Consider the following 21,715-nt stretch of genomic DNA (forward strand, 5'->3'; position numbering starts at 1 on the left):
GCTTACATCGGCGATAAATTAAGGAAGAAGCGTTGCAGCCAGCCCATATTCTGCGCTTCATTGATGTAGCCGTTACCGACGTACTCAATGCGCGCATCCGCCACCTGGGTGGACGGTACGGTGTTGGTGCCACTGATGGTGCGAGGGTTAACCACACCGGAGAAGCGAATGAATTCAGTGCCCTGGTTAATGGCGATCTGTTTTTCACCCACCACGTGTAAATTGCCGTTCACCAGAACCTGGTCGACGGTCACCGTCAGCGTACCGCTGAAGGTGTTGCTGGCGTTCGCGCCGCCTTTGCCGTTAAAGCTGTTGCCGCCAGAAGCATTCACATCGGCACGCGCATTGCCAAACAGGCCCTGCAGATAGCGCGGAACGGTATCAAAGCCGAAGTCGGTTTTGCCGTCGCGGCTGGCGTTCGCCGAGGAGCTTTTGCTCGCGCTGACGTTTTCCTGCAGCGCAATGGTCAGCGTATCGCCCACGTTACGCGGACGACGGTCTTCAAACAGCGGCTGATAACCGTAGTTAATCGGCTGCGCTGACTGGAAAATGGAGCCGTTTACCACCGGCGTCGGGCCGGGAACGGGTTGGGCGGTAGTCGCACCCTCTACCAGAGGTTTTGACGGGATCAAGGCACACCCGCTGAGGGTAACGGCCAGGACAGTCAGTATTGGATAACGAAAAACCGCGTTTTTTTGCATTGCCTTCATCTTCGAAAACAGGGAGCCGGTACGGCGGAAACCGTACCGGGCTACACCTTAAAGTTGCGTCAGTTTTTGCAGCATCTGGTCGGTCGTCGACACTGCTTTGCTGTTAATTTCATACGCGCGCTGAACCTGGATCATGTTCACCAGCTCTTCCGCCACGTTGACGTTAGAGGTTTCGACATAACCCTGATACAGCAGGCCTGCGCCGTTCAGACCCGGCGTACTTTCATTCGGGGTACCGGAGGACTGGGTTTCGGTGTAGAGGTTCTCACCAATACTTTCCAGACCGGTATCGTTCATAAAGGTTGTCAGGTTCAGCTGACCCACCTGAACAGGCGCGGCCTGCCCCTGCTGAGTCGCACTCACGATGCCATCACGCCCGATAGTAATGCTCAGGGTGTTCGCCGGAATGGTGATCGCAGGCTGGATCTGATAACCGCTGGAGGTCACCAGCTGACCATTCTGATCGACCTGGAAAGAGCCGTCGCGGGTATAGGCTGAGGTTCCGTCAGGCAGCTGCACCTGGAAGAAGCCCTGGCCTTTGATCGCCACGTCTTTGCTGTTGTTGGTCTGGGACAGGTTACCCTGGCTGTGCAGACGTTCGGTCGCAACCGGACGCACACCCGTACCAATCTGCAGCCCTGACGGCAGCGTGGTCTGCTCGGACGACTGTGCGCCCGGCTGACGAATGGTTTGATAAAGCAAATCTTCGAAGACGGCACGCTGACGCTTGAAACCATTGGTGCTCACGTTCGCCAGGTTGTTGGCGATCACATCCATGTTGGTTTGCTGCGCGTCGAGACCCGTTTTCGCGATCCATAAAGAGCTGATCATAAGAAATCCTGTTAACTCATAGACAGCAGTTGGTTAGCACGGCCTTCGTTTTCATCGACGCTGGTGATAACCTTCATTTGCATTTCGAAACGGCGGGCGTTGGCGATCATATCGGTCATGGCTTCAACCGGTTTGACGTTACTGCCTTCCAGTACGCCGGACATCACGCGAATGCTCGGGTCCGCCTGGAAGGTTGGGCCACGCGTGGTTTGCGCCTGTGCGGATGGACGGAATAAGCCGTCATCGCTGCGCACCACTTCCTTATCCTCGGCTTTCACCAGCTTCAGTTTCCCCACCGGGGCCACCGTGTTCGCCGGGTCGCCAGGGTTCAGGGCCGATACCGTCCCGTCCGCCGCAATCGTCAGCTGCGATCCTTCCGGAACCGTCAGCGGACCCGCTTCACCCATCACCGGACGTCCCTGGATCGTCAACTGACCCGCCGCATCAACCTGAATGTTTCCGTTGCGGGTATAGCCTTCAGTGCCATCAGCCGCCTGTACCGCCAGCCAGCCGTCCTGTTGCATCGCAACGTCCAGCGGGCGAGAGGTGTAATCCAGCTGACCAGGGGTCATATTGGCACCTGGCGTAGAGGCGATAACCAGCGTACGCGTCGGCAATGTCAGCCCCTGGACCGGCACCGCGCGCAGTGCATTCAGCTGCGCACGAAAGCCCGACGTCGAGGAGTTTGCCAGGTTACTGGCCGTTACTGCCTGCTGATTTAACGTCTGGCTGGCAGCGCCCATCGCCGTATATATTGCGTGATCCATGACATCATCCCGTTAGACGATTAACGCAGGTTGACCAGCGTGTTGAGGATCTGATCCTGGGTTTTGATGGTCTGCGCGTTCGACTGGTAGTTACGTTGCGCGACAATCATGTTCACCAGCTCTTTACTCAGGTCGACGTTGGAGGCTTCCAGCGCGCCGTTGGTCAGGGTACCGAAGTTACCGGAACCCGCCGTACCGAGGAGCGCCACGCCAGAGGACTGGGTGGAAGACCAGACGTTGTCACCTTCAGATTTCAGACCTTCGTTGTTGGCGAAGTTCGCCAGCACGATCTGGCCCAGAACCTGAGTCTGTTCGTTGGAGTAGTTACCCACAACGGTGCCGTCATCGTTGATCTGGTAGCTCACCAGGTCGCCCGGCTTGTAGCCGTTCTGGTTGGTTGCCACGATGTTGTTCGCGCCGGTGTTCTGCTGCATGGAGTTCGCAAAGTCCAGTGCAAAGGTCGCCGGTGTCGCGCCAGGCATGGTCGCGGTCGTGACGTTAACTTTGCCACCACCGGTCAGAACACCGTTGGCGTCAAAGGTCAGCGTGGTGGCCAGTGCTACAGGGCTACCTGCTACGCTGCCATCCTGGGAATAGACCTTCCAGCTGTTCGCGGCAGTGTCTTTGACGTAAAACAGGTTCATGTTGTGCGCATTACCCTGGCTGTCAAAGACAGTGATGGTCCCTTTTTTGTTGTAGGAATCCGGGTTGGTCGCATCAAACGGGGACACGGACGGCACGGCATCCGTGGAGTTCAGGTTGATCTGCTGAGACGCGTTGGTGGTGGACTTCGCCGCCATCAGCGTAGTCGGAATGGAGATCCCCTGTGGGTTCGCACCGGTCTGAACCGTTGGTGGCGTCCCGGCAACCGGATAGCCGGTCAGCTGCAGACCCTGCATGTTGACCAGGTTACGGTTTTCGTCCAGCTTGAACTGGCCGTTACGGCTGTAAAACACAGAGCCGTTTTGGTCGACCATACGGAAGAAACCGTTCTGGCTGATCGCCACATCCAGCCCGCGGCCAGTGTTAGTGGTGGTACCGTCGGTAAAGTCCTGGGTGATGCCCGCAACTTTAACACCCAGACCCACTTTAGAGCCGGCAAACATGTCTGCGAAAGAGGCTGAACCGGATTTAAAACCATAGGTCGCGGAGTTGGCAATGTTGTTGCCAATGACGTCCAGGTTGGTGGCCGCAGCATTCAGGCCGCTGACCGCTTGAGAAAAGGCCATGACTTACTCCTGATAATGTTAAGTCTTAAATAATCTGTCGAACTTCGTCGAGTGTGGTGGTGCCAGAAGTACCCAAATCCAGTTTGTTGCCATCAGAGCCACGAGTCACACCCTGCACCAGAGCGAACTGCAGTGGCTGAGCCACCAGCTGAGTCGACCCGTTGCTGGCAGAAATCGCCACTTTGTAAGAACCGTTAGGTGCCGTGGTCCCGTCAGTCAGGCTGCCATCCCAGGTAAAGGTATGGACGCCCGCTTTCAGATCACCAATGTCGATAGTGCGCACAACCACACCGTCTTTGTTGGTGATGGTGGCGGTGACTGTATCGGCCGGCTGTTGCAACTCAACGCCAAATGGCGTGGTTGTGGTGGTGCTGCTTCCCTCTGCGCCGCTGGTCCCAGCCAGAATGGTGGTCCCAGGGATCATCACGCCATGACCGATCAAGCTCGCAGCCTGCAAAGACTGGCTGTTGTCGATCTGGCCCGAGACAGAACCCAGCGTAGTGTTAAGTTTTTCGATGCCGCTCACGGTACTGATCTGCGCAAGCTGCGTGGTCAGTTCGTTGTTCTGCATCGGGTTGGTCGGATCCTGGTTTTTCAACTGCGCAACCAGTAACGTCAAAAAGCTGCTCTGTAAATCGGCAGCGTTATTCCCGGTTACCGAGCTGGAGCCGGCGGAACTACTCGCGCCGGTGACCCCAGATGTGGTCGGGTCATTCATATTGACGGTGATGGACATGGGCGTTTCCTTTACTGACCGAGAGTAAGCGTTTTGAGCATCATGCTCTTCACGGTATTGAGCACCTCAACGTTCGCCTGGTAGCTGCGCGACGCTGACATGGTGTTCACCATTTCGCCGACCACGTCGACGTTGGGCATCTTGACGTAGCCGTTGGCGTCCGCCAGCGGATTGCCTGGCTCGAACACCAGTTTGTCCGGCGCCTGGCTCTCAACCACATCCGCCACTTTCACGCCGCCGGTTGCCGCGCCCGGCGCAGCATTGACCTGAAACACGACCTGTTTGGCGCGATAGGGCTGACCGTCGGGTCCGGTCACGCTGTCGGCGTTCGCCATGTTACTGGCGGCCACGTTCAGACGCTGGGACTGCGCGGTCAGTGCTGAACCCGCGATATCAAATATGTTCAGTAAGGCCATAAATTAGTTGCCCCCCTGCAGGACGGTCTTCATGCTGTTGATCTGTCCGCCGAGAACGGTCAATCCCACCTGATATTTCAGGCTGTTATCGGCAAACTGGGTGCGCTCCCGGTCCATATCGACGGTGTTACCGTCCAGGGATGGCTGGTCGGGAATTCGGTAAAGTAAATCCGTAGAAGGCGCAGTCATTGCCTGAGCGGGAATATGGCGTGAAGACGTCAGCGCAAGGGAAACACCCGTCCCTTCCGTCCGTCCGCGATCCATCACTTTTTTAAGCTCACTGGAAAAATCCATATCGCGCGCCTGATACCCTGGGGTATCCGCATTCGCGATGTTAGAGGCCAGGACTTCCTGCCTCTGGGCGCGCAGATTGAGCGCTTCCTGTTGAAAACGTAACGCGGCGTCGAGTTTATCGAGCATGTCTCCTCCGCTGATGGCGAAATTTCAGCATGTAGCTTAAATCTCAACCCGTCCGCTTTATCGACGGAATAAACGCAAAATGCGTCGCTATTTGTTGCGTTGATAGGAAACCCTAAAGGGTAGAATTGTGTTAAATCCAGGAACCGCGGGAATTTGAGATGCTGACGTTTAAAAGTGGCCTTGCCGCAACCCTACTGCTGTTAAGCCCCCTGTCACAGGCGGCGGATCTTAACGCCCAGTTGAGCGCATTTTTTGCCGAGAAGCTGGCCGGGGTGAGCGATGACGTGACGGTCACGGTGAAGACGCAGCCTAATCTTCTTCCCTCCTGTGATCAGCCTTCGTTCAGCGTCAGCGGCAGCGCGAAGCTGTGGGGTAACGTGAACGTTCAGGCACGCTGTAATAACGAAAAACGTTTTTTACAGGTGGTGGTTCAGGCGACCGGCAATTATGTTGTCGCCGCCCAGCCGATCTCCCGCGGCAGCGTTTTACAGCCCGCTAACGTGGCCTTAAAACGGGGCCGTCTGGATGAGCTTCCACCGCGAACGATGCTTGATATTAATCAGGCACAGGACGCGGTCAGCCTGCGCGATGTCGCGCCGGGTCAGGCCATTCAACTGTCGATGCTGCGCCAGGCATGGCGCATTAAAGCCGGGCAGCGCGTGATGGTGGTAGCAAACGGAGATGGCTTTAGTATTAATGGTGAAGGCCAGGCGTTGAACAACGCTGCGGTCGCCCAAAGCGCCCGAGTAAGGATGTCTTCAGGTCAGGTGGTGAACGGAACCGTCGGAAATGATGGGATTATTCTGATTAACCTATAATCTTTTTAAAGATTTCACGGCGGCTGCCGATAAATATTCAACAAATGATGATGTCAGGCGCCCACGCCGCGAACCTCTATGAGGACAACACTATGAGCATTGATCGTACATCGCCCCTGAAGCCGGTTAGCACTGTACAACCTCGCGAAACGACCGACGCGCCAGCCCTTAAAGCGCGTCTGGAAAGATCGTCCACGGCCAACAGCACCAGCGTCACCTTAAGTGATGCGCAGTCCAAACTGATGCAGCCGGGGACTAACGATATCAACATGGAACGCGTCGAAGCGCTGAAAACCGCGATTCGTAACGGCGAACTGAAAATGGACACCAGCAAAATTGCTGATGCGCTGATTCAGGACACGCAGAACTTCCTTCAGAGTAAATAACCGTATGAGTCGACTGTCAGAAATATTGGATCAAATGACGGTAGTCCTGAACGATCTGAAGACGGTGATGGATGCCGAGCAGCAGCAGTTATCCGCAGGCTACGTCAGTGGCAGCGCCCTGCAGCGCATTACTGAAGATAAAAGCTCGCTGCTGGCGACTCTGGATTATCTAGAGAAGCAACGTCGTGCGGAGCAAGACCCGCGACGCAGCGCCAACGACGATATCGTTGAGCGCTGGCAGACCATCACGGAAAAAACGCAGCACCTGCGCGATCTCAACCAGCATAACGGCTGGCTGTTAGAAGGGCAGCTTGAACGTAACCAGCAGGCGCTTGAGGTGTTGAAACCTCATCAGGAGCCGGGACTGTATGGCGCAAATGGCCAGACATCCAGCTCGCGCGGTGGTGGGAAGAAGATTTCGATTTAATCGCCCGAGCGATTAAGCGGGAAACGGGGAGCACCAGCAGGTGACTCCCCTTTAGTCGTTTATGCCGTGCGGCGAGCGAACTCTTTCACCTTAAAGCCCAGCACGGCGAGTGTCGCGAAGTAAGCCACAATCCCCACCACCACCACCGCCATCAGGCGCAGCAGACGATACGGCATGGTGCCGAGCGACCATTCCGGCATGACGTACATCATGCCCACCAGCGCCGCCGCCATCACCACGACCGCAATCAGCAGGCGAATCAGGAAACTCATCCAGCCCGGCTGCGGCGTAAAGATCTTCTGCTTACGCAGCTGCCAGTACAGCAGACCGGCATTCAGACACGCCCCCAGACCAATCGACAGGGACAGACCGGCGTGTTTCAGCGGGCCAATAAACGCAAGGTTCATCAGCTGCGTCATCACCAGGGTGACAATCGCAATTTTGACCGGCGTTTTGATGTCCTGACGGGAATAGAAACCCGGTGCCAGCACTTTCACCACAATCAGCCCCATCAGGCCAACCGAATAGGCCACCAGCGCGCGTTGGGTCATCAGGGCATCAAAGGCGCTGAATTTGCCGTACTGGAATAAAGACACGGTTAAAGGTTTCGCCAGAATCCCCAGTGCCACGGCGCTTGGCAGCGCCAGCAGGAAGCACAGGCGCAGGCCCCAGTCCATCAGGCGGCAGTATTCGTCGTGATTGCCGCTGGCGAAGCTGCGCGACAGCGACGGCAGGAGAATCGTCCCCAGCGCCACGCCCAGCACGCCGGACGGGAACTCCATCAGACGGTCGGCGTAGTACATCCATGACACGGAGCCGGAAACCAGGAACGACGCGAAAATGGTGTTGATGATCAGCGAGATCTGGCTGACGGACACGCCGAGAATGGCCGGGCCCATCTGCTTGATGACGCGCATCGCCCCCGCATCACGGAAGTTAATACGCGGCAGGACCAGCATGCCAATCTTTTTCAGATGCGGAAGCTGGTACGCCAGCTGCAGCACACCACCGACGGTCACCGCCCACGCCAGAGCCAGCACCGGAGGATTAAAGTGCGGTGCGGCAAACAGGGCAAAACCGATCATGCTGACGTTTAAAAACGTCGGGGCAAACGCCGGAACGGAGAAGCGGTTCCAGGTGTTGAGGATCGCCCCCACCAGCGAGGCCAGGGAGATCAGCAGAATATAAGGAAAGGTAATGCGCAGCAGCTGCGTCGTCAGGGTGAATTTTTCCGCCGTATTGGCAAAGCCAGGTGCGGTCACCATGATCACCCAGGGCGCAGCCAGCATCCCAATGACGGTGACGACCGCCAGGGCCAGCGTCAGCAGGCCCGCGACGTAAGAGACAAACACGCGGGTCGCGTCTTCGCCCTGCTTGCTTTTGTACTCGGCCAGAATCGGCACAAACGCCTGCGAGAACGCCCCTTCGGCGAAAATGCGGCGCAGCAAATTAGGGAGTTTGAACGCCACGAAGAAGGCATCCGTTGCCATCCCGGCGCCAAAAACCCTGGCCACAATCGCGTCGCGCGCAAAACCGAGCACGCGAGAAAACATGGTCATCGAGCTGACGGCTGCCAGCGATTTTAATAAGTTCATTAACGTGAATTTCCACAACCACACGGCAAAACGCCTGCATAGCAGGCGTGAAAAGTGCGCTTAGTCTACCCGTATTTAAGCGAATTACTATCCGCAGATGTTACAGGGATTAAACTGTTTTTATTCGCTCATCGCCTCGCGCCAGAGCTTGTCCACGATGCGCTGGGCCAGGATCGCCTGTTCGCCCGCGGTTTCAGGAACCGTCTGATTTTGCACGCACTCGATGAAGTGACGCGCACAACCCGCAAAGCCGCGCTGCTCGAGCGTGCTCTGCCAGCCAGGGACTGGACGTGTCACCACCCCGCTGCCTTTTTCCTCACGCCATTCGCGCATATCGGTGACATCAATCAGTGCGCCATCGGTCACCGCCTGCACGGACTCGCGCTGGCTGCCCGCACGACGATGCATGCTGGTCGTCACCTGCAGATGCTCAAACGCAAAGTGATGCTCGGCATAAACCATCTCGCCCTGATCGTTGGTTTGCAGGGTCCCGCTTTTCAGCTGCGCGTTGCCGTTGGTCAGCCAAAGGGCGGTATCCACCACGTGGAGATAATCGTCCAGCAGGGTAAAACGCAGATCGTTCGGGCCAATGCTGTCGGTGCGATGCTTGTCCATGCGCAGCGACGCTGCCGCGCCGAGCTGAGCTTTGAGATCCTGATACAGAGGCGCGAAGCGACGGTTGAACCCGACCATCAGAGTCAGATTTTTACGCGCCGCCAGCTCAATCAGACGTTCGGCGTCCGGCACATTTTCCGCCAGCGGTTTGTCGACGCAGACGTGAACGCCCGCGTTGAGCAGCTCGCTCACCACCTGATAGTGCGTCGCCGTCGAGGTGTGAACAAAGACCGCGTCGCAGTCGCGCGCCAGATCCGCCATGGACGTGGCATAAGGGATGCGCCACGTATCGCAGATCCGCTGCGCTTTTTCGCGCGTTGGCGACCATGCGCCCTGCAGCGTCCAGTCGGTCGCCGCGCCGAGAACCGGCAGCCAGGCTTTTTGCGCGATCCCGCCCAGACCGACCACGCCAATGCGTAATTTACTCACCGTTAGTCTCCTAAATGGGCCAGCAGAGAATCCAGTCGTTGCTTGAGCTCCGCCACTTCGTTTTCCAGGACTTCAACGCGCGCCGCGAGGGTTTCGTCCTCGGCGGGAGAGACCGCTTCAACGACATTAATCAGCGTTTCCACGTCGCCGCTAAAGAGGTGCATATAGCGGCTTTCACGTTTCCCCGGCTCACGCGCCAGGCGCAGGACGAACGGGCCATCTTCGCGCGCGGCGAGGTTTTCCAGCGTCTGTTCCACCTCCTGCATATCGCTGAACTCATGCATTCTGCCGGCGCGGGAACGTAATTCGCCCGGCGTTTGCGGCCCGCGCAGCAGCAGCGTGGTGATCACCGCCACTTCGGCGCTGCTCAGTTTCAGATCGCCAAATTCGGAATTGCAAAAACGCTGTTCATATTTGGTGACGCGGTTGCCAAACCCGCTGACGGTGCGCAGATAGTGGCGTTTGACCAGCGCGTCCAGATGCTCCTGAACTTCATGCTCACTCAGGTTGAGCACCGGCTCGCGGTTGGTTTTCTGGTTGCAGGCGAGGGTTACAGCATTCACCGACAGGGGATATTGCTCTGGCGTGGTGACCTGCTTTTCCAGCAGGCAGCCAATCACGCGCGCTTCTGTGGCCGTTAACTGATATTTCATGAGAGAGCTCCTTAGCGACCTGCGGTCCATTCTTTGGTGGTTAACGCCGTCAGCACGTGGTCACGCCACTCGCCGTCGATCAACAGATAATCTTTCGCGTAGCCTTCTTTCTCAAACCCCAGACGCGCCAGCAGATCGCCGCTGCGCTGATTGTGGGGCATGTAGTTGGCCATGATGCGATGGATGTGCTGGGAGCGCTGCATGTAGCGAATCGCGCTGGTGAGGGCTTCGAACATCAGCCCCTGCCCCTGCCATTTCTGGCCGATGGAGTAGCCGAGATAACAGGCGTGGAATGAGCCGCGCACCACATTCGAGAAATTGGCGATGCCGATAATCTCTTTCTCTTCCGGGTCCAGCAGCGCGAAATAATAGGCGCTGCCCTGCTTATGAAATTCAGCAATCATTCCCAGGCGAGCCTGCCAGCCAGAGGGATAGCAGTGGCTTTCATCCCGAACGGGTTCCCAGGGCTTTAAAAACTGGCGATTCTCGGCGTAATAATCCGCCAGACGCCAGGCATCACGCTCATGCACCAGACGAACGACCAGTCTGTCTGTTGTCAGGCGCACTTTTGGCACATTACTGCGATAGCCAAACATCGATACCACTCCTTCCCGTCACTTCTGCTCTAGCTGTTAGCTTTACTATACCTGCGCCGGTGCTTTCTGTGAAAACAGTGACATACCCTTTTTCACAGAATTCACAAAATTCGATTAAAAAGCTGAATCAAACCACTCTTTTGATAAAAAAATATTGTCGCTGGATGGGTGGGAAAACAGACGCTAACCCCGCAGAATATTAGCGTGCTCACCTTTATATACACCTAAGCCTTCAGGCTCCCTTTTGGGCAGCCCGAAAGGTGATGTGTATTTCCCCTCTGGAGGGAAGATGTCCCGCGTATCACAGGCCCGGAGCCTGGGTAAATATTTCCTGTTGGTCGATAACATGCTGGTCGTGCTCGGCTTTTTTGTCGTATTCCCCCTGATCTCCATTCGCTTTGTCGATCAAATGGGCTGGGCGGCATTAATGGTCGGCATTGCGTTAGGGTTGCGTCAGTTTGTTCAGCAGGGGCTGGGCGTGTTTGGTGGGGCGATTGCCGACCGCTTTGGCGCAAAACCGATGATTGTCACCGGCATGCTGCTGCGCGCGGCAGGCTTTGCCACCATGGGCATTGCGCACGACCCGTGGCTTCTGTGGTTCTCCTGCTTCCTCTCCGGGATTGGCGGCACGCTGTTTGACCCGCCGCGCACCGCGCTGGTCGTCAAACTGATTCGCCCGCAGCATCGCGGTCGTTTTTTCTCCCTGCTGATGATGCAGGACAGCGCTGGGGCGGTCGTCGGCGCGCTGCTCGGCAGCTGGCTGCTGCAATACGACTTCCGCCTGGTGTGCGCTACCGGCGCGGTCCTGTTTATTCTGTGCGCCGGGTTTAACGCCTGGCTGCTGCCGGCCTGGAAACTCTCGACGGTGAAAGCCCCCGTCCGCGAAGGTCTGGGTCGCGTGCTGGCCGATAAACGCTTCGTCACCTACGTCCTGACGCTGACCGGGTATTACATGCTGGCGGTGCAGGTCATGCTGATGCTGCCGATTATGGTCAACGACATCGCAGGATCCCCTGCGGCCGTCAAATGGATGTACGCCATTGAAGCCTGTCTGTCGCTGACGCTGCTCTACCCTATCGCGCGCTGGAGCGAAAAACGTTTTCGTCTGGAACATCGTCTGATGGCGGGCCTGCTGCTGATGACCCTGAGCATGATGCCGATCGGATTAGTCGGCACCCTGCAGCAGCTCTTCATCCTGATCTGCACCTTCTATATTGGGTCGATCATCGCTGAACCGGCGCGCGAAACCCTCAGCGCCGGGCTTGCCGATCCGCGCGCTCGCGGCAGCTATATGGGCTTTAGCCGTCTGGGTCTGGCCTTTGGCGGCGCGCTGGGATACGCCGGTGGCGGCTGGCTGTTTGATGCGGGCAAAGCGCTGAATCAGCCCGAACTGCCGTGGATGATGCTCGGCGTGGTGGGCTTTATCACCCTCATCGCCCTGTGGTGGCAGTTCAGCCCGAAACGCAGCACCAGCGGGATGCTGGAGCCGGGCGCATAAAGAGACATTTCGGGCGAATGGGACTCTTTCCCCCCTGATTATCAGGTTTTTCTGCTGGTAACTGGTATACCCCCCTGACATACTGAGGCGTCAGGACAGAAGCGCCGACATCATGTTGAGGAACCCCATGAAAAAGATCGTTATTGCTGCTGCGTTCGTTGTCAGCGGCCTGCTGGTCGGTTGTAACCAGCTTACGCACTACAGCGTCAGTGAGCAGGAAATCAACCAGGCGCTGGAAAAACACAATAACTTTTCGAAGGATATCGGCGTGCCCGGCGTTGCCGATGCCCATATCGTACTGAACCACCTCGTCAGCCAGATTGGCCGCGAGGAGCCGAACAAAGTCACCCTCTCCGGCGATGCCAAACTGGATATGAACTCCCTGTTCGGTAGCCAGAAAGCGAACATCAAACTGAAGCTGAAAGCGCTGCCGGTGTTCAACAAAGAGAAAGGCGCGATCTACCTGCAGGAGATGGAGATCGTCGACGCGGAAGTGACGCCGGAGAAAATGAAACCGGTGCTGCAAACGCTGATGCCGTATCTGAACCAGTCCCTGCGGAACTATTTCAATCAGCAGCCGGCGTATGTGCTGAGCGAAGACCGAAGCAAAGGCGAGGCTCTGGCGAAGAAATATGCCAAAGGTATCGAAGTGAAACCGGGTGAAATTATTATTCCGTTTACGGATTAACCCTGAGGGCGCCACTGGCGCCCTTTTTTACACACCTATTTAACGGAAATGAGTGCAAACGAAAACGTTTCCGCCTATGATTTGTGTCCGGCAAAAACAGCCATCCTTATGACTGATTCCTGATAAGCCGGAGCATATCAATGACTGCACATCCCCAGGTTCTGAAAATCCGCCGCCCTGACGACTGGCATATCCATCTGCGCGATGGCGACATGCTGAAAACCGTTGTCCCTTACACCAGCGAAATCTATGGCCGCGCGATTGTCATGCCTAACCTGGTTCCGCCAGTCACCACAGTGGATGCCGCGATTGCCTATCGTCAGCGCATTCTCGACGCCGTTCCGGCAGGCCATGATTTTACTCCGCTGATGACCTGCTATCTGACCGACTCCCTCGATCCGAACGAGGTCGAACGCGGCTTTAACGAAGGCGTGTTTACCGCTGCCAAACTCTATCCGGCCAACGCCACCACCAACTCCAGCCACGGCGTCACCAGCACCGATGCAATTATGCCAGTGCTGGAACGCATGGAAAAACTGGGTATGCCGCTGCTGATCCACGGCGAAGTGACACACCCGGACATTGATATTTTTGACCGCGAAGCGCGTTTCATTGAGACCGTCATGGAGCCGCTGCGCCAGCGTCTGCAGGGGCTGAAAGTGGTGTTCGAGCACATCACCACTAAAGATGCCGCAGAGTACGTGCGCGACGGCAACGAGCTGCTCGCCGCGACCATTACCCCCCAGCATCTGATGTTCAACCGCAACCACATGCTGGTCGGCGGCGTGCGCCCTCACCTGTACTGCCTGCCGATCCTCAAGCGCAATATCCACCAGCAGGCGCTGCGTGAACTGGTCGCCAGCGGCTTTACCCGCGCCTTCCTCGGAACCGACTCGGCCCCGCATGCGCGTCACCGCAAAGAGGCCAGCTGCGGCTGCGCAGGCTGTTTCAACGCCCCAACCGCGCTCGCCAGCTACGCCACGGTGTTTGAAGAGATGGGTGCGCTGGAGCACTTCGAAGCCTTCTGCTCACTCAATGGCCCACGCTTCTACGGTCTGCCGGTGAATGAAAGCTTTATCGAACTGGAGCGCAAAGAGAGCCAGGTCGTCGATTCTATCGCCCTGACGGACGACACCCTGATCCCGTTCCTGGCCGGTGAAACCGTTAACTGGACGGTTAAACAGTAATTTTTTGTCGCCCCCTGTTGTAAGTTCGACATGATGCCTGTATAAATACACAGTATATTACACAGGGGGCCATTATGCGTATTGAAGTCACTATCGCCAAAACCACCGCTTTGCCTGCTGGCGCGCTGGATGCGCTGGCCGGAGAACTCTCCCGTCGCATCAACGAGACTTTCCCCGATCAAAACGGGAACGTCACCGTGCGTTACGCCACTGCCAACAATCTCTCCGTTCTCGGCGGGGCGAAAGATGATAAAGATCGCATCAGCGAAATCCTGCAGGAAACCTGGGAAAGCGCCGACGACTGGTTCATCACCGAATAATTATTTCTCCCTCATTGTCTTTTTTTGCCGGGTCGCCCCGGCTTTTTTTATGCTTTTAAAATAAGTTCAAATTAATTGCGTATCTTCTTAAAAAAACGTGAATAAGATGGCGTTTTATTGTTCAAACAATCCTAAAAAGCAGAAAAATGTGTTGCTGCCTGTTTATTTTCCCCTGCATATCCCTTATTTATTGATATACTGAAGTTGCTTCAGAAAAACACGCATTGAACCTCACAGTCGTTGTCTTCTAACACGTATTACGGGGGTTATGATGGAAAAGAATAATGAAGTCATCCAGACCCATCCTCTTGTCGGATGGGATATCAGTACCGTAGACAGCTACGATGCACTGATGCTGCGTTTGCACTACCAGACCCCGAATCAGCCTAGCCGTGAAGAAGCGGAAGTTGGTCAGACACTGTGGCTGACCACCGATGTTGCACGCCAGTTTATTTCTATTTTAGAGGCAGGTATTGCCAAAATAGAGTCTGGCGACTACCAGGAAAATGAGTATCGTCGGCATTAAATTTATGCCCTACATTCACTCAACAGGCACCTTAAGGGTGCCTCATTTATTTCTCCCTTGAATAAGCCTTTCATCTTAATTACTCTGCAAACTTAAGTCCTGGTTTAAGAGATTCTCATGAAATACGACTTGATTATTTTAGGCAGCGGCTCGGTCGGTTCTGCTGCGGGTTATTACGCCACCCAAGCTGGCCTGAACGTCCTGATGATTGATGCCCACCTTCCTCCACACGCTGAGGGGAGTCATCACGGCGACACCCGTCTCATCCGCCACGCCTATGGCGAAGGCGAGCGCTACGTCCCGCTGGTGCTCAGAGCACAGCAGCTCTGGGATGAATTATCGGCCCTGAGTGAAGAGAAGATTTTTGAGCGCACGGGCGTGGTGAATCTCGGCCCGGCGCATTCGGAATTTCTGGCGAACGTCGAGCACAGCGCGCGCGAATTCAATCTGGACGTTGAGCGCCTAGATGCCGCCGCCGTGATGAAACGCTGGCCGGAAATCACGGTCCCAGAGGATTACATCGGGCTGTTTGAATCGAGGTCCGGCGTGCTGCACTGCGAAACGGCGATCAAAACCTGGGTCTCCCTGGCAGAACAGGCTGGCTGCGCACAGCTCTTCAACTGCCCGGTAACGGCCATTCATCATCACGACGACGGCGTGACCGTCGACACGCCGGAAGGCCCATATTCGGCAAACCGTTTGCTGGTGAGCGCTGGAACCTGGGTGACGAAATTGCTTCCGAACCTGCCGGTTCAGCCGGTGCGTAAAGTCTTCTCCTGGTTCCAGGCCGATGGCCGTTTCAGTACACAGAACAAATTCCCGGCCTTTACCGGTGAACTGCCGAACGGCGATCAGTTCTACGGCTTCCCCTCCGAGAAAGACGCCCTCAAAATCGGCAAGCATAACGGCGGCCAGGTGATCTCCTCGCCGCAGGAGCGTAAACCCTTCGGCGATCTGCCGGGCGATGGCTCCGAGGCGTTTAACTTCCTGCGCAACGTACTACCGGGCGTCGGTGGACTGCTCTACGGCGCCGCCTGCACCTACGACAACACCCCGGATGAGGATTTCATCATCGATACGCTGCCGGGGCACAGCAACACGCTGCTGATCACCGGGCTGAGCGGCCACGGGTTTAAATTCGCCTCGGTGCTGGGTGAGATCGCAGCGCAGTTCGGGCAGGGAATAACCCCGCAGTTTGATCTGACGCCCTTCTCTCTCTCGCGTTTTGGCGGATAATCCTCTCTTCAGGCTCCGACATTCGGAGCCTTTCTCTTTCTACTCTCGGTAACAAAAATGATGCGCAGGATCTTCGATTATCTGGTTAACAATATTCGCGAACATTTCATGCTCTATATTTTGTTATGGTCCTTACTGGCTATCATCGATGTTATTTATATTGTATTTTTCTGAAAAGAGATGCTGACGATAATTGACAATACTTTATATTACCTTAATTTTGCAGCAAATAATTTGATTGCAACACACCTTCTGCATTGCCCTTTCTCACTCAAAACACCGACTTACCCACGAATGAATTGAAGCAAAACCGCAATACATAATCAAAAATATTGAAATAGAAAAATGAATATTCCTAATGCTTAAATATCAGTTGCAATAAACGTTTTCACAGGCCATTTTTACCCTTCAAATTAATTAGGAATGGTCATCATTATGCAACTGCGTAATTCTTCTGCACGCTATGGAATAATATCCATGAGTTTGCACTGGTTAATTGCTCTCGCGGTTTATGGCATGTTCGGCTTAGGTCTGTGGATGGTGACGCTGAGCTATTACGACGGCTGGTATCATCAGGCGCCTGAACTGCACAAAAGCATAGGCATTCTGCTGATGATGGCGCTGGTCGTCCGTCTCGTCTGGCGACATCTCTCTCCACCTCCCCCGGCGCTGCAAAGCTACAGCAAACTGACGCGTATCGGTGCCGCCGCTGCTCATATCATCCTGTATGTCCTGCTGTTTGCCATTTTGATCAGCGGCTATCTGATCTCCACCGCCGATGGCAAACCGATCAGCGTCTTCGGCCTCTTTGAGGTTCCGGCCACGCTCGCGGGTGCCGGTTCGCAGGCCGATCTGGCGGGCCAGGTGCATCTGTGGCTTGCCTGGGGCGTAGTGATCATCTCTGTCCTTCATGGCCTTGCGGCCCTTAAACATCATTTCATCGATAAGGACGCCACGCTCAAGCGGATGCTTGGCCGATCGTCTGTTGACTCTGGAGCATAAAAATGAAAAAACACCTGCTGGGTATCGCGTTAGGTTCGCTGGTATTTGCCACCGGCTCTGCCGTCGCCGCTGACTATAAAATTGATAAAGAGGGCCAGCACGCCTTCGTTAATTTCCGTATTCAGCACCTGGGCTACAGCTGGCTGTACGGCACCTTTAAAGATTTCGACGGCACCTTCACCTTTGACGAAAAAAATCCCGCAGCGGACAAAGTGAATGTGACCATCAACACCAACAGCCTGGACACCAACCACGCCGAGCGCGATAAACATCTGCGCAGCGCGGAATTCCTGAATGTGGCGAAATTCCCGCAGGCGACCTTTACCTCAACGGAAGTGAAAAAAGATGGCGACGGGCTGGATATTACCGGCAACCTGACCCTGAATGGCGTAACCAAACCGGTGACGCTGGATGCGAAACTCATTGGTCAGGGTGATGATCCGTGGGGCGGCAAGCGCGCAGGCTTCGAGGCAGAAGGGAAAATCCGTCTGAAAGATTTTAACATCACCACCGATTTAGGCCCGGCGTCGCAGGAAGTGGATCTGATTATTTCCGTGGAAGGCGTCCAGCAGAAGTAAAAAAAATCCCGGCCGCATTGCGCGCCGGGATAACTTTTTTACTCCGGGTCAGGAATACCCAGTTTGGTATTCAGTCGACCGCGTGATTTATTGAAGATCTTGTTGCCGTTTTCACGCCCCGCGCGACGGCGACGCTGCTCTTCTTCCGGCAGAACGCTCTCTTCGCTACAGAGTTCGCTACAGCAGCCGCGGAACTTCTCCGCACACGCCGGGCACTGGATAAACAGCAGGTGACAGCCGTCGTTTTTGCAGTTGGTGTGGGTATCGCACGGCGTACCGCACTGATGACAGTGCGCAATCACATCTTCGGAAATACGCTCGCCCATGCGCTCGTCAAAGACGAAGTTCTTGCCGATAAAGCGCACCGGTAAGCCCTGCTCACGCGCGCGACGGGCGTATTCGATAATCCCGCCTTCAATGTGCCAGACCTTATTGAAACCGCTGTGCTTCATGAAAGCGCTGGCTTTTTCGCAGCGAATGCCCCCGGTGCAGTACATCACAATTTTTTTATCTTTGTGCTCCTGCATCATCTCCACGGCTTTCGGCAACTGCTCGCGGAAGGTATCCGCCGGGATCTCCAGCGCGTTTTCGAAATGGCCCACTTCGTATTCGTAGTGGTTACGCATATCGATAAACACGGCGTCGGGATCGTCGAGCATGGCGTTCACTTCTGCCGCTTTCAGGTATTCCCCGACGTCAGCCGCGTTGAACGTTGGGTCGTCGATGCCGTCTGCCACGATGCGTTCGCGTACTTTCATGCGCAGCACCCAGAAGGATTTCCCGTCATCGTCGAGGGCCACGTTCAGGCGCAGGTTGTAGAGCGCGGGATCAAAACCGTAAAGCACATCGCGGAAGGCGCTCACTTTACTTTCTGGCACGCTGATCTGGGCGTTGATGCCTTCATGAGCCAGGTAAACGCGACCAAAGACATTCAGTGCTTCGAAAGCCTTGTAGAGTGCGTCGCGGGTTTCCTGCGGTTCTGAGATAGTAAAATATTTATAGAATGAGATAGTTACACGCGCTTCGGTTTCCGCCAGCATGCGTGCTTTCAGGGTCTCATTCGAAATGCGGTTGTGTAACACTGGCATGGTGTACGGTTCCTGCAATCGTTAAGAGAAAGAAAATCGGCGGCATCATATAGCATACAATGAGAATTTACATCCCCACATTTTGCGCTACATTTCTCTCATCCAAAAAATAATGTAGCAACAATTGCTGCAAAAGCGCTCATTCGGCGCCCATTCGTTTTGGTTATGGTTTTAAAAAATGCGAGAATGACGGCATAAGGACGAAAAAGACAGGAAAGACATGACCCGATTACCCCAATTTTCTGCGGCGCTGCTTCACCCACGTTACTGGCCAACCTGGGCCGGCGTCGGCCTTTTATGGTTGCTGGTACAACTGCCCTACCCGGTGATTTATCGCATCGGTTGCGGTCTCGGCCACATTGCTCAGCGTTTCATGAAACGTCGTGTTAAGATTGCGAATCGCAATCTGGAACTCAGTTTTCCAGAGATGGGCGCGCAAGAGCGCGAGCGTATGGTCAGGAAAAATTTCGAATCCGTCGGCATGGGCCTGATGGAGACCGGAATGGCCTGGTTCTGGCCTGATAAGCGCATGGCGCGCTGGTATGACGTCACCGGAACCGGCATGGAACCGGTGCACACGCTGCAGGCGCAAAAAACCGGCGTGCTGCTGATTGGCATCCACTTCCTCACGCTCGAAATCGGCGCGCGGATGTTTGGCATGCAGGCTCCCGGCATCGGTGTCTATCGCCCGAACGATAATCCGGTAATCGATCTGCTGCAAACCTGGGGCCGTATGCGTTCCAATAAGAGCATGATTGACCGTAAAGACCTGAAAGGCATGATCCGCGCCCTGAAAAACGGGGAAGTGATCTGGTACGCGCCAGACCACGATTACGGGAAGCAATCCAGCGTGTTTGTCCCCTTCTTCGCCGTTCAGGAGACCGCGACCACCACCGGCACCTGGATGCTGGCGCGCATGTCAAAAGCGGCGATTGTGCCTTTTGTACCGCGCCGCAAACCGGACGGGAAAGGCTACGAGCTGATGATGCTGGAGCCGGAATGCGCCCCGCCGCTGGACGATGCCGAAACGACCGCCCGCTGGATGAACGGCGTGGTCGAGAAGTGCATCATGCTCGCCCCGGAGCAATATATGTGGCTGCACCGCCGCTTTAAGACCCGACCGGAAGGTATGCCGTCGCGCTACTGATCTCAATGCGGCCTCCGAGGCCGCATCCCTTTTAGCTTTAAAAGCCCTTCGCATTGCAGCAATCATCACCCAGGCGCATAATTAGCAGGCTTACTACCTTCTCTTTTCGCGTTACGGATTGCTATGTCACCCTCAGATGTCCCCATAAACTGGAAACGTAACCTCGTGGTTGCCTGGCTCGGCTGTTTTCTGACCGGCGCCGGATTTAGCCTGGTGATGCCTTTTCTGCCGCTGTATGTCGAGCAACTCGGCGTCACGGGGCATAGCGCCCTGAATATGTGGTCTGGCCTGGTGTTCAGCATTACGTTTCTGTTCTCCGCCATTGCGTCCCCTTTCTGGGGCGGGCTTGCCGACCGAAAAGGCCGCAAAATCATGCTCCTGCGCTCCGCGCTCGGTATGGCGATCATCATGGTGCTGATGGGGCTGGCGCAGAACATCTGGCAGTTTCTGATTTTACGTGCGCTGCTTGGGCTGCTGGGCGGGTTTGTCCCCAATGCCAACGCCCTGATCGCCACGCAAATCCCGCGTCATAAAAGCGGCTGGGCGCTCGGAACGTTATCGACTGGCGGCGTCAGCGGCGCACTGCTAGGTCCCCTCGCCGGGGGGCTAATGGCCGACACTTACGGGCTGCGCCCGGTGTTCTTCATCACCTCCAGCGTGCTTTTCGCCTGCTTCCTGCTGACCGCGTTCTGTATCCGCGAAAAATTCACTCCGGTGCCGAAACGCGAGATGCTGCACGCACGCGATGTCATCGGCTCGCTAAAAAACCCGAAACTGGTGCTGAGCCTGTTTGTGACGACGATGATTATCCAGGTGGCGACGGGTTCTATCGCCCCGATTCTGACGCTGTACGTTCGCGAGCTGGCCGGAAACGTCAGCAATATCGCCTTTATCAGCGGCATGATTGCTTCCGTACCCGGCGTCGCGGCCCTGCTGAGCGCTCCGCGTCTCGGTAAACTGGGGGATCGCATTGGGCCGGAGAAGATCCTGATTGCTGCTCTGGTGATCTCAGTTGTGCTGCTGATCCCCATGTCGTTCGTGCAGACGCCGTGGCAGCTCGGCGTGCTGCGCTTTTTACTCGGCGCTGCTGACGGGGCGCTACTTCCGGCGGTGCAAACGCTGCTGGTCTACAATTCGACGAACCAGATTGCCGGGCGGATATTCAGCTACAACCAGTCTTTCCGCGACATCGGCAACGTCACGGGGCCGCTGGTCGGGGCCGGGATTTCCGCGAGCTTTGGCTTCCGCGCCGTGTTTATCGTTACCGCAAGCGTCGTGCTGTTCAACGCGATTTACTCGTGGTGGAGCCTGGCCCGCGCGTCGCAGCCCGCGCTTAATGCCCCCTCCTGATAACTTATTGGCGCATTCATACTTGCAAAATCGGAGAATCAGCTATTCTTTCCCTGAACACCACTGCGAATCACAGGGAGATACCGATGACCATGTATGCCACGCTGGAAGAAGCCATTGATGCCGCTCGTGAAGAGTTTCTCGCCGATAACACCAATATCGAGGAGGAAGATGCGGACATTCAGCAACTCAATATTCAAAAATATGTCCTGCAAGATGGCGATATCATGTGGCAGGCCGAATTCTTTGCGGACGAAGGTGAAGACGGTGAGTGTCTGCCGGTGCTGAGCGGCCAGGCGGCTCAGGCCGTTTTCGACGGTGATTATGAGGAAATTGAGTTGCGGCAGGAGTGGCTGGAGGAAAACACCCTTCACGAATGGGATGAGGGTGAGTTTCAGCTTGAGCCGCCGCTGGATACCGAAGAGGGGCAAACCGCAGCGGACGAGTGGGACGAACGTTAACCGACC

At 55.8% G+C, this 21,715-nt stretch carries 27 protein-coding genes; 15 read left to right on the top strand and 12 right to left on the bottom strand.

The genetic code is table 11. The features are described from left to right. Window positions 1-2: 2 nt before the first annotated feature. Genes flgH through flgB form a run of 7 tightly spaced genes read right to left on the bottom strand, consistent with a single transcriptional unit; the run spans window position 3 to window position 5,109 of the window. On the bottom strand, window positions 3-701 hold the full coding sequence (gene flgH, locus AC3WS9_RS13695; RefSeq protein ID WP_282494905.1) for a flagellar basal body L-ring protein FlgH: 699 nt from the start codon (window positions 699-701) through the stop codon (window positions 3-5). 57 nt (window positions 702-758) lie between these two features. Continuing rightward, a complete protein-coding gene (gene flgG / locus AC3WS9_RS13700) occupies window positions 759-1,541 on the bottom strand; it encodes a flagellar basal-body rod protein FlgG (RefSeq protein WP_282494904.1) in 783 nt (260 codons plus the stop codon). Window positions 1,542-1,552: 11 nt separating this feature from the next. Beyond that, window positions 1,553-2,308 (bottom strand): flagellar basal body rod protein FlgF, encoded by a 756-nt coding sequence (locus tag AC3WS9_RS13705; protein WP_282494903.1) that lies wholly within the window; start codon window positions 2,306-2,308, stop codon window positions 1,553-1,555. A 20-nt stretch (window positions 2,309-2,328) separates the two neighbouring features. After that, window positions 2,329-3,537, bottom strand: a complete 1,209-nt coding sequence (flgE, locus tag AC3WS9_RS13710) for a flagellar hook protein FlgE (protein WP_285145851.1) — start codon at window positions 3,535-3,537, stop codon at window positions 2,329-2,331. A gap of 25 nt (window positions 3,538-3,562) precedes the next feature. Then, window positions 3,563-4,273 (bottom strand): flagellar hook assembly protein FlgD, encoded by a 711-nt coding sequence (gene flgD, locus AC3WS9_RS13715; protein ID WP_282494901.1) that lies wholly within the window; start codon window positions 4,271-4,273, stop codon window positions 3,563-3,565. A gap of 11 nt (window positions 4,274-4,284) precedes the next feature. Next, entirely contained in the window at window positions 4,285-4,689 is a 405-nt protein-coding gene (gene flgC, locus AC3WS9_RS13720; protein WP_282494900.1) for a flagellar basal body rod protein FlgC, read from the bottom strand. A gap of 3 nt (window positions 4,690-4,692) precedes the next feature. Further along, window positions 4,693-5,109, bottom strand: coding sequence for a flagellar basal body rod protein FlgB (gene flgB / locus AC3WS9_RS13725; RefSeq protein WP_492488874.1), 417 nt, complete (start codon window positions 5,107-5,109; stop codon window positions 4,693-4,695). A gap of 158 nt (window positions 5,110-5,267) precedes the next feature. Here flgB and flgA point away from each other — a divergent pair, with 158 nt between their 5' ends. From flgA to flgN, 3 genes are all read left to right on the top strand, one after another. Next, a complete protein-coding gene (gene flgA / locus AC3WS9_RS13730; RefSeq protein ID WP_282494898.1) occupies window positions 5,268-5,927 on the top strand; it encodes a flagellar basal body P-ring formation chaperone FlgA in 660 nt (219 codons plus the stop codon). 92 nt (window positions 5,928-6,019) lie between these two features. Beyond that, the gene (gene flgM, locus AC3WS9_RS13735; protein ID WP_492488876.1) at window positions 6,020-6,313 is read left to right on the top strand and encodes a flagellar biosynthesis anti-sigma factor FlgM; all 294 of its coding nucleotides are present in this window, start codon (window positions 6,020-6,022) and stop codon (window positions 6,311-6,313) included. 4 nt (window positions 6,314-6,317) lie between these two features. Next, the gene (gene flgN, locus AC3WS9_RS13740) at window positions 6,318-6,740 is read left to right on the top strand and encodes a flagella biosynthesis chaperone FlgN (RefSeq protein ID WP_282494896.1); all 423 of its coding nucleotides are present in this window, start codon (window positions 6,318-6,320) and stop codon (window positions 6,738-6,740) included. Window positions 6,741-6,799: 59 nt separating this feature from the next. On the opposite strand, the gene murJ is transcribed toward flgN, so the two are convergent. The 4 genes from murJ to rimJ form a co-directional block, all read right to left on the bottom strand. Then, window positions 6,800-8,335 (bottom strand): murein biosynthesis integral membrane protein MurJ, encoded by a 1,536-nt coding sequence (gene murJ, locus AC3WS9_RS13745; RefSeq protein WP_282494895.1) that lies wholly within the window; start codon window positions 8,333-8,335, stop codon window positions 6,800-6,802. Window positions 8,336-8,455: 120 nt separating this feature from the next. Continuing rightward, a complete protein-coding gene (locus tag AC3WS9_RS13750) occupies window positions 8,456-9,379 on the bottom strand; it encodes a Gfo/Idh/MocA family protein (protein ID WP_492488878.1) in 924 nt (307 codons plus the stop codon). Window positions 9,380-9,381: 2 nt separating this feature from the next. Beyond that, complete coding sequence (locus AC3WS9_RS13755) at window positions 9,382-10,032, bottom strand: YceH family protein (protein ID WP_492488880.1); 651 nt, start codon at window positions 10,030-10,032, stop codon at window positions 9,382-9,384. 11 nt (window positions 10,033-10,043) lie between these two features. Then, window positions 10,044-10,628 (bottom strand): ribosomal protein S5-alanine N-acetyltransferase, encoded by a 585-nt coding sequence (gene rimJ / locus AC3WS9_RS13760; protein ID WP_282494892.1) that lies wholly within the window; start codon window positions 10,626-10,628, stop codon window positions 10,044-10,046. A 289-nt stretch (window positions 10,629-10,917) separates the two neighbouring features. Between rimJ and mdtH the strand changes: the two genes are divergently transcribed. From mdtH to AC3WS9_RS13805, 9 genes are all read left to right on the top strand, one after another. Next, complete coding sequence (mdtH, locus tag AC3WS9_RS13765) at window positions 10,918-12,126, top strand: multidrug efflux MFS transporter MdtH (RefSeq protein ID WP_282494891.1); 1,209 nt, start codon at window positions 10,918-10,920, stop codon at window positions 12,124-12,126. 127 nt (window positions 12,127-12,253) lie between these two features. Continuing rightward, the gene (locus AC3WS9_RS13770; RefSeq protein ID WP_282494890.1) at window positions 12,254-12,814 is read left to right on the top strand and encodes a lipoprotein; all 561 of its coding nucleotides are present in this window, start codon (window positions 12,254-12,256) and stop codon (window positions 12,812-12,814) included. Window positions 12,815-12,954: 140 nt separating this feature from the next. Next, window positions 12,955-14,001 carry a dihydroorotase gene (gene pyrC / locus AC3WS9_RS13775; protein WP_492488882.1) on the top strand — a complete coding sequence of 349 codons (1,047 nt, stop codon included), beginning with the start codon at window positions 12,955-12,957 and terminating at the stop codon, window positions 13,999-14,001. A 74-nt stretch (window positions 14,002-14,075) separates the two neighbouring features. Further along, a complete protein-coding gene (gene dinI, locus AC3WS9_RS13780) occupies window positions 14,076-14,321 on the top strand; it encodes a DNA damage-inducible protein I (protein WP_285150779.1) in 246 nt (81 codons plus the stop codon). 271 nt (window positions 14,322-14,592) lie between these two features. Then, on the top strand, window positions 14,593-14,847 hold the full coding sequence (gene bssS / locus AC3WS9_RS13785) for a biofilm formation regulator BssS (protein WP_095281565.1): 255 nt from the start codon (window positions 14,593-14,595) through the stop codon (window positions 14,845-14,847). Window positions 14,848-14,964: 117 nt separating this feature from the next. Further along, entirely contained in the window at window positions 14,965-16,083 is a 1,119-nt protein-coding gene (gene solA / locus AC3WS9_RS13790; RefSeq protein WP_492488884.1) for an N-methyl-L-tryptophan oxidase, read from the top strand. Between the two features lie 60 nt (window positions 16,084-16,143). After that, window positions 16,144-16,257 (top strand): YceO family protein, encoded by a 114-nt coding sequence (locus AC3WS9_RS13795; RefSeq protein ID WP_282495016.1) that lies wholly within the window; start codon window positions 16,144-16,146, stop codon window positions 16,255-16,257. 261 nt (window positions 16,258-16,518) lie between these two features. Further along, window positions 16,519-17,085 (top strand): cytochrome b, encoded by a 567-nt coding sequence (locus tag AC3WS9_RS13800; RefSeq protein ID WP_492488886.1) that lies wholly within the window; start codon window positions 16,519-16,521, stop codon window positions 17,083-17,085. A 2-nt stretch (window positions 17,086-17,087) separates the two neighbouring features. Continuing rightward, window positions 17,088-17,663, top strand: coding sequence for a YceI family protein (locus AC3WS9_RS13805; protein WP_282494885.1), 576 nt, complete (start codon window positions 17,088-17,090; stop codon window positions 17,661-17,663). A gap of 38 nt (window positions 17,664-17,701) precedes the next feature. On the opposite strand, the gene trhO is transcribed toward AC3WS9_RS13805, so the two are convergent. Further along, entirely contained in the window at window positions 17,702-18,751 is a 1,050-nt protein-coding gene (gene trhO, locus AC3WS9_RS13810; RefSeq protein WP_492488888.1) for an oxygen-dependent tRNA uridine(34) hydroxylase TrhO, read from the bottom strand. A gap of 220 nt (window positions 18,752-18,971) precedes the next feature. Between trhO and AC3WS9_RS13815 the strand changes: the two genes are divergently transcribed. From AC3WS9_RS13815 to AC3WS9_RS13825, 3 genes are all read left to right on the top strand, one after another. Then, the gene (locus AC3WS9_RS13815; protein WP_282494883.1) at window positions 18,972-19,898 is read left to right on the top strand and encodes a Kdo(2)-lipid IV(A) acyltransferase; all 927 of its coding nucleotides are present in this window, start codon (window positions 18,972-18,974) and stop codon (window positions 19,896-19,898) included. 123 nt (window positions 19,899-20,021) lie between these two features. Beyond that, window positions 20,022-21,248, top strand: coding sequence for a multidrug efflux MFS transporter MdtG (gene mdtG, locus AC3WS9_RS13820; protein ID WP_492488889.1), 1,227 nt, complete (start codon window positions 20,022-20,024; stop codon window positions 21,246-21,248). 86 nt (window positions 21,249-21,334) lie between these two features. Next, window positions 21,335-21,709: a MysB family protein gene (locus AC3WS9_RS13825; RefSeq protein ID WP_285145843.1), complete on the top strand. Its 375-nt coding sequence runs from the start codon at window positions 21,335-21,337 to the stop codon at window positions 21,707-21,709. The last annotated feature ends 6 nt before the right edge of the window (window positions 21,710-21,715 follow it).

The sequence above is a fragment of the Lelliottia sp. EB106-05-01-XG201 genome (genome assembly GCF_058791735.1).

Coding starts and splice junctions, on each gene's coding strand:
- flgH (WP_282494905.1), bottom strand. CDS start 701: ATGCAAAAAAACGCGGTTTTTCGTTATCCAATACTGACTGTCCTGGCC.
- flgG (WP_282494904.1), bottom strand. CDS start 1,541: ATGATCAGCTCTTTATGGATCGCGAAAACGGGTCTCGACGCGCAGCAA.
- AC3WS9_RS13705 (WP_282494903.1), bottom strand. CDS start 2,308: ATGGATCACGCAATATATACGGCGATGGGCGCTGCCAGCCAGACGTTA.
- flgE (WP_285145851.1), bottom strand. CDS start 3,537: ATGGCCTTTTCTCAAGCGGTCAGCGGCCTGAATGCTGCGGCCACCAAC.
- flgD (WP_282494901.1), bottom strand. CDS start 4,273: ATGTCCATCACCGTCAATATGAATGACCCGACCACATCTGGGGTCACC.
- flgC (WP_282494900.1), bottom strand. CDS start 4,689: ATGGCCTTACTGAACATATTTGATATCGCGGGTTCAGCACTGACCGCG.
- flgB (WP_492488874.1), bottom strand. CDS start 5,109: ATGCTCGATAAACTCGACGCCGCGTTACGTTTTCAACAGGAAGCGCTC.
- flgA (WP_282494898.1), top strand. CDS start 5,268: ATGCTGACGTTTAAAAGTGGCCTTGCCGCAACCCTACTGCTGTTAAGC.
- flgM (WP_492488876.1), top strand. CDS start 6,020: ATGAGCATTGATCGTACATCGCCCCTGAAGCCGGTTAGCACTGTACAA.
- flgN (WP_282494896.1), top strand. CDS start 6,318: ATGAGTCGACTGTCAGAAATATTGGATCAAATGACGGTAGTCCTGAAC.
- murJ (WP_282494895.1), bottom strand. CDS start 8,335: ATGAACTTATTAAAATCGCTGGCAGCCGTCAGCTCGATGACCATGTTT.
- AC3WS9_RS13755 (WP_492488880.1), bottom strand. CDS start 10,032: ATGAAATATCAGTTAACGGCCACAGAAGCGCGCGTGATTGGCTGCCTG.
- rimJ (WP_282494892.1), bottom strand. CDS start 10,628: ATGTTTGGCTATCGCAGTAATGTGCCAAAAGTGCGCCTGACAACAGAC.
- mdtH (WP_282494891.1), top strand. CDS start 10,918: ATGTCCCGCGTATCACAGGCCCGGAGCCTGGGTAAATATTTCCTGTTG.
- AC3WS9_RS13770 (WP_282494890.1), top strand. CDS start 12,254: ATGAAAAAGATCGTTATTGCTGCTGCGTTCGTTGTCAGCGGCCTGCTG.
- pyrC (WP_492488882.1), top strand. CDS start 12,955: ATGACTGCACATCCCCAGGTTCTGAAAATCCGCCGCCCTGACGACTGG.
- dinI (WP_285150779.1), top strand. CDS start 14,076: ATGCGTATTGAAGTCACTATCGCCAAAACCACCGCTTTGCCTGCTGGC.
- bssS (WP_095281565.1), top strand. CDS start 14,593: ATGGAAAAGAATAATGAAGTCATCCAGACCCATCCTCTTGTCGGATGG.
- solA (WP_492488884.1), top strand. CDS start 14,965: ATGAAATACGACTTGATTATTTTAGGCAGCGGCTCGGTCGGTTCTGCT.
- AC3WS9_RS13795 (WP_282495016.1), top strand. CDS start 16,144: ATGCGCAGGATCTTCGATTATCTGGTTAACAATATTCGCGAACATTTC.
- AC3WS9_RS13800 (WP_492488886.1), top strand. CDS start 16,519: ATGCAACTGCGTAATTCTTCTGCACGCTATGGAATAATATCCATGAGT.
- AC3WS9_RS13805 (WP_282494885.1), top strand. CDS start 17,088: ATGAAAAAACACCTGCTGGGTATCGCGTTAGGTTCGCTGGTATTTGCC.
- trhO (WP_492488888.1), bottom strand. CDS start 18,751: ATGCCAGTGTTACACAACCGCATTTCGAATGAGACCCTGAAAGCACGC.
- AC3WS9_RS13815 (WP_282494883.1), top strand. CDS start 18,972: ATGACCCGATTACCCCAATTTTCTGCGGCGCTGCTTCACCCACGTTAC.
- mdtG (WP_492488889.1), top strand. CDS start 20,022: ATGTCACCCTCAGATGTCCCCATAAACTGGAAACGTAACCTCGTGGTT.
- AC3WS9_RS13825 (WP_285145843.1), top strand. CDS start 21,335: ATGACCATGTATGCCACGCTGGAAGAAGCCATTGATGCCGCTCGTGAA.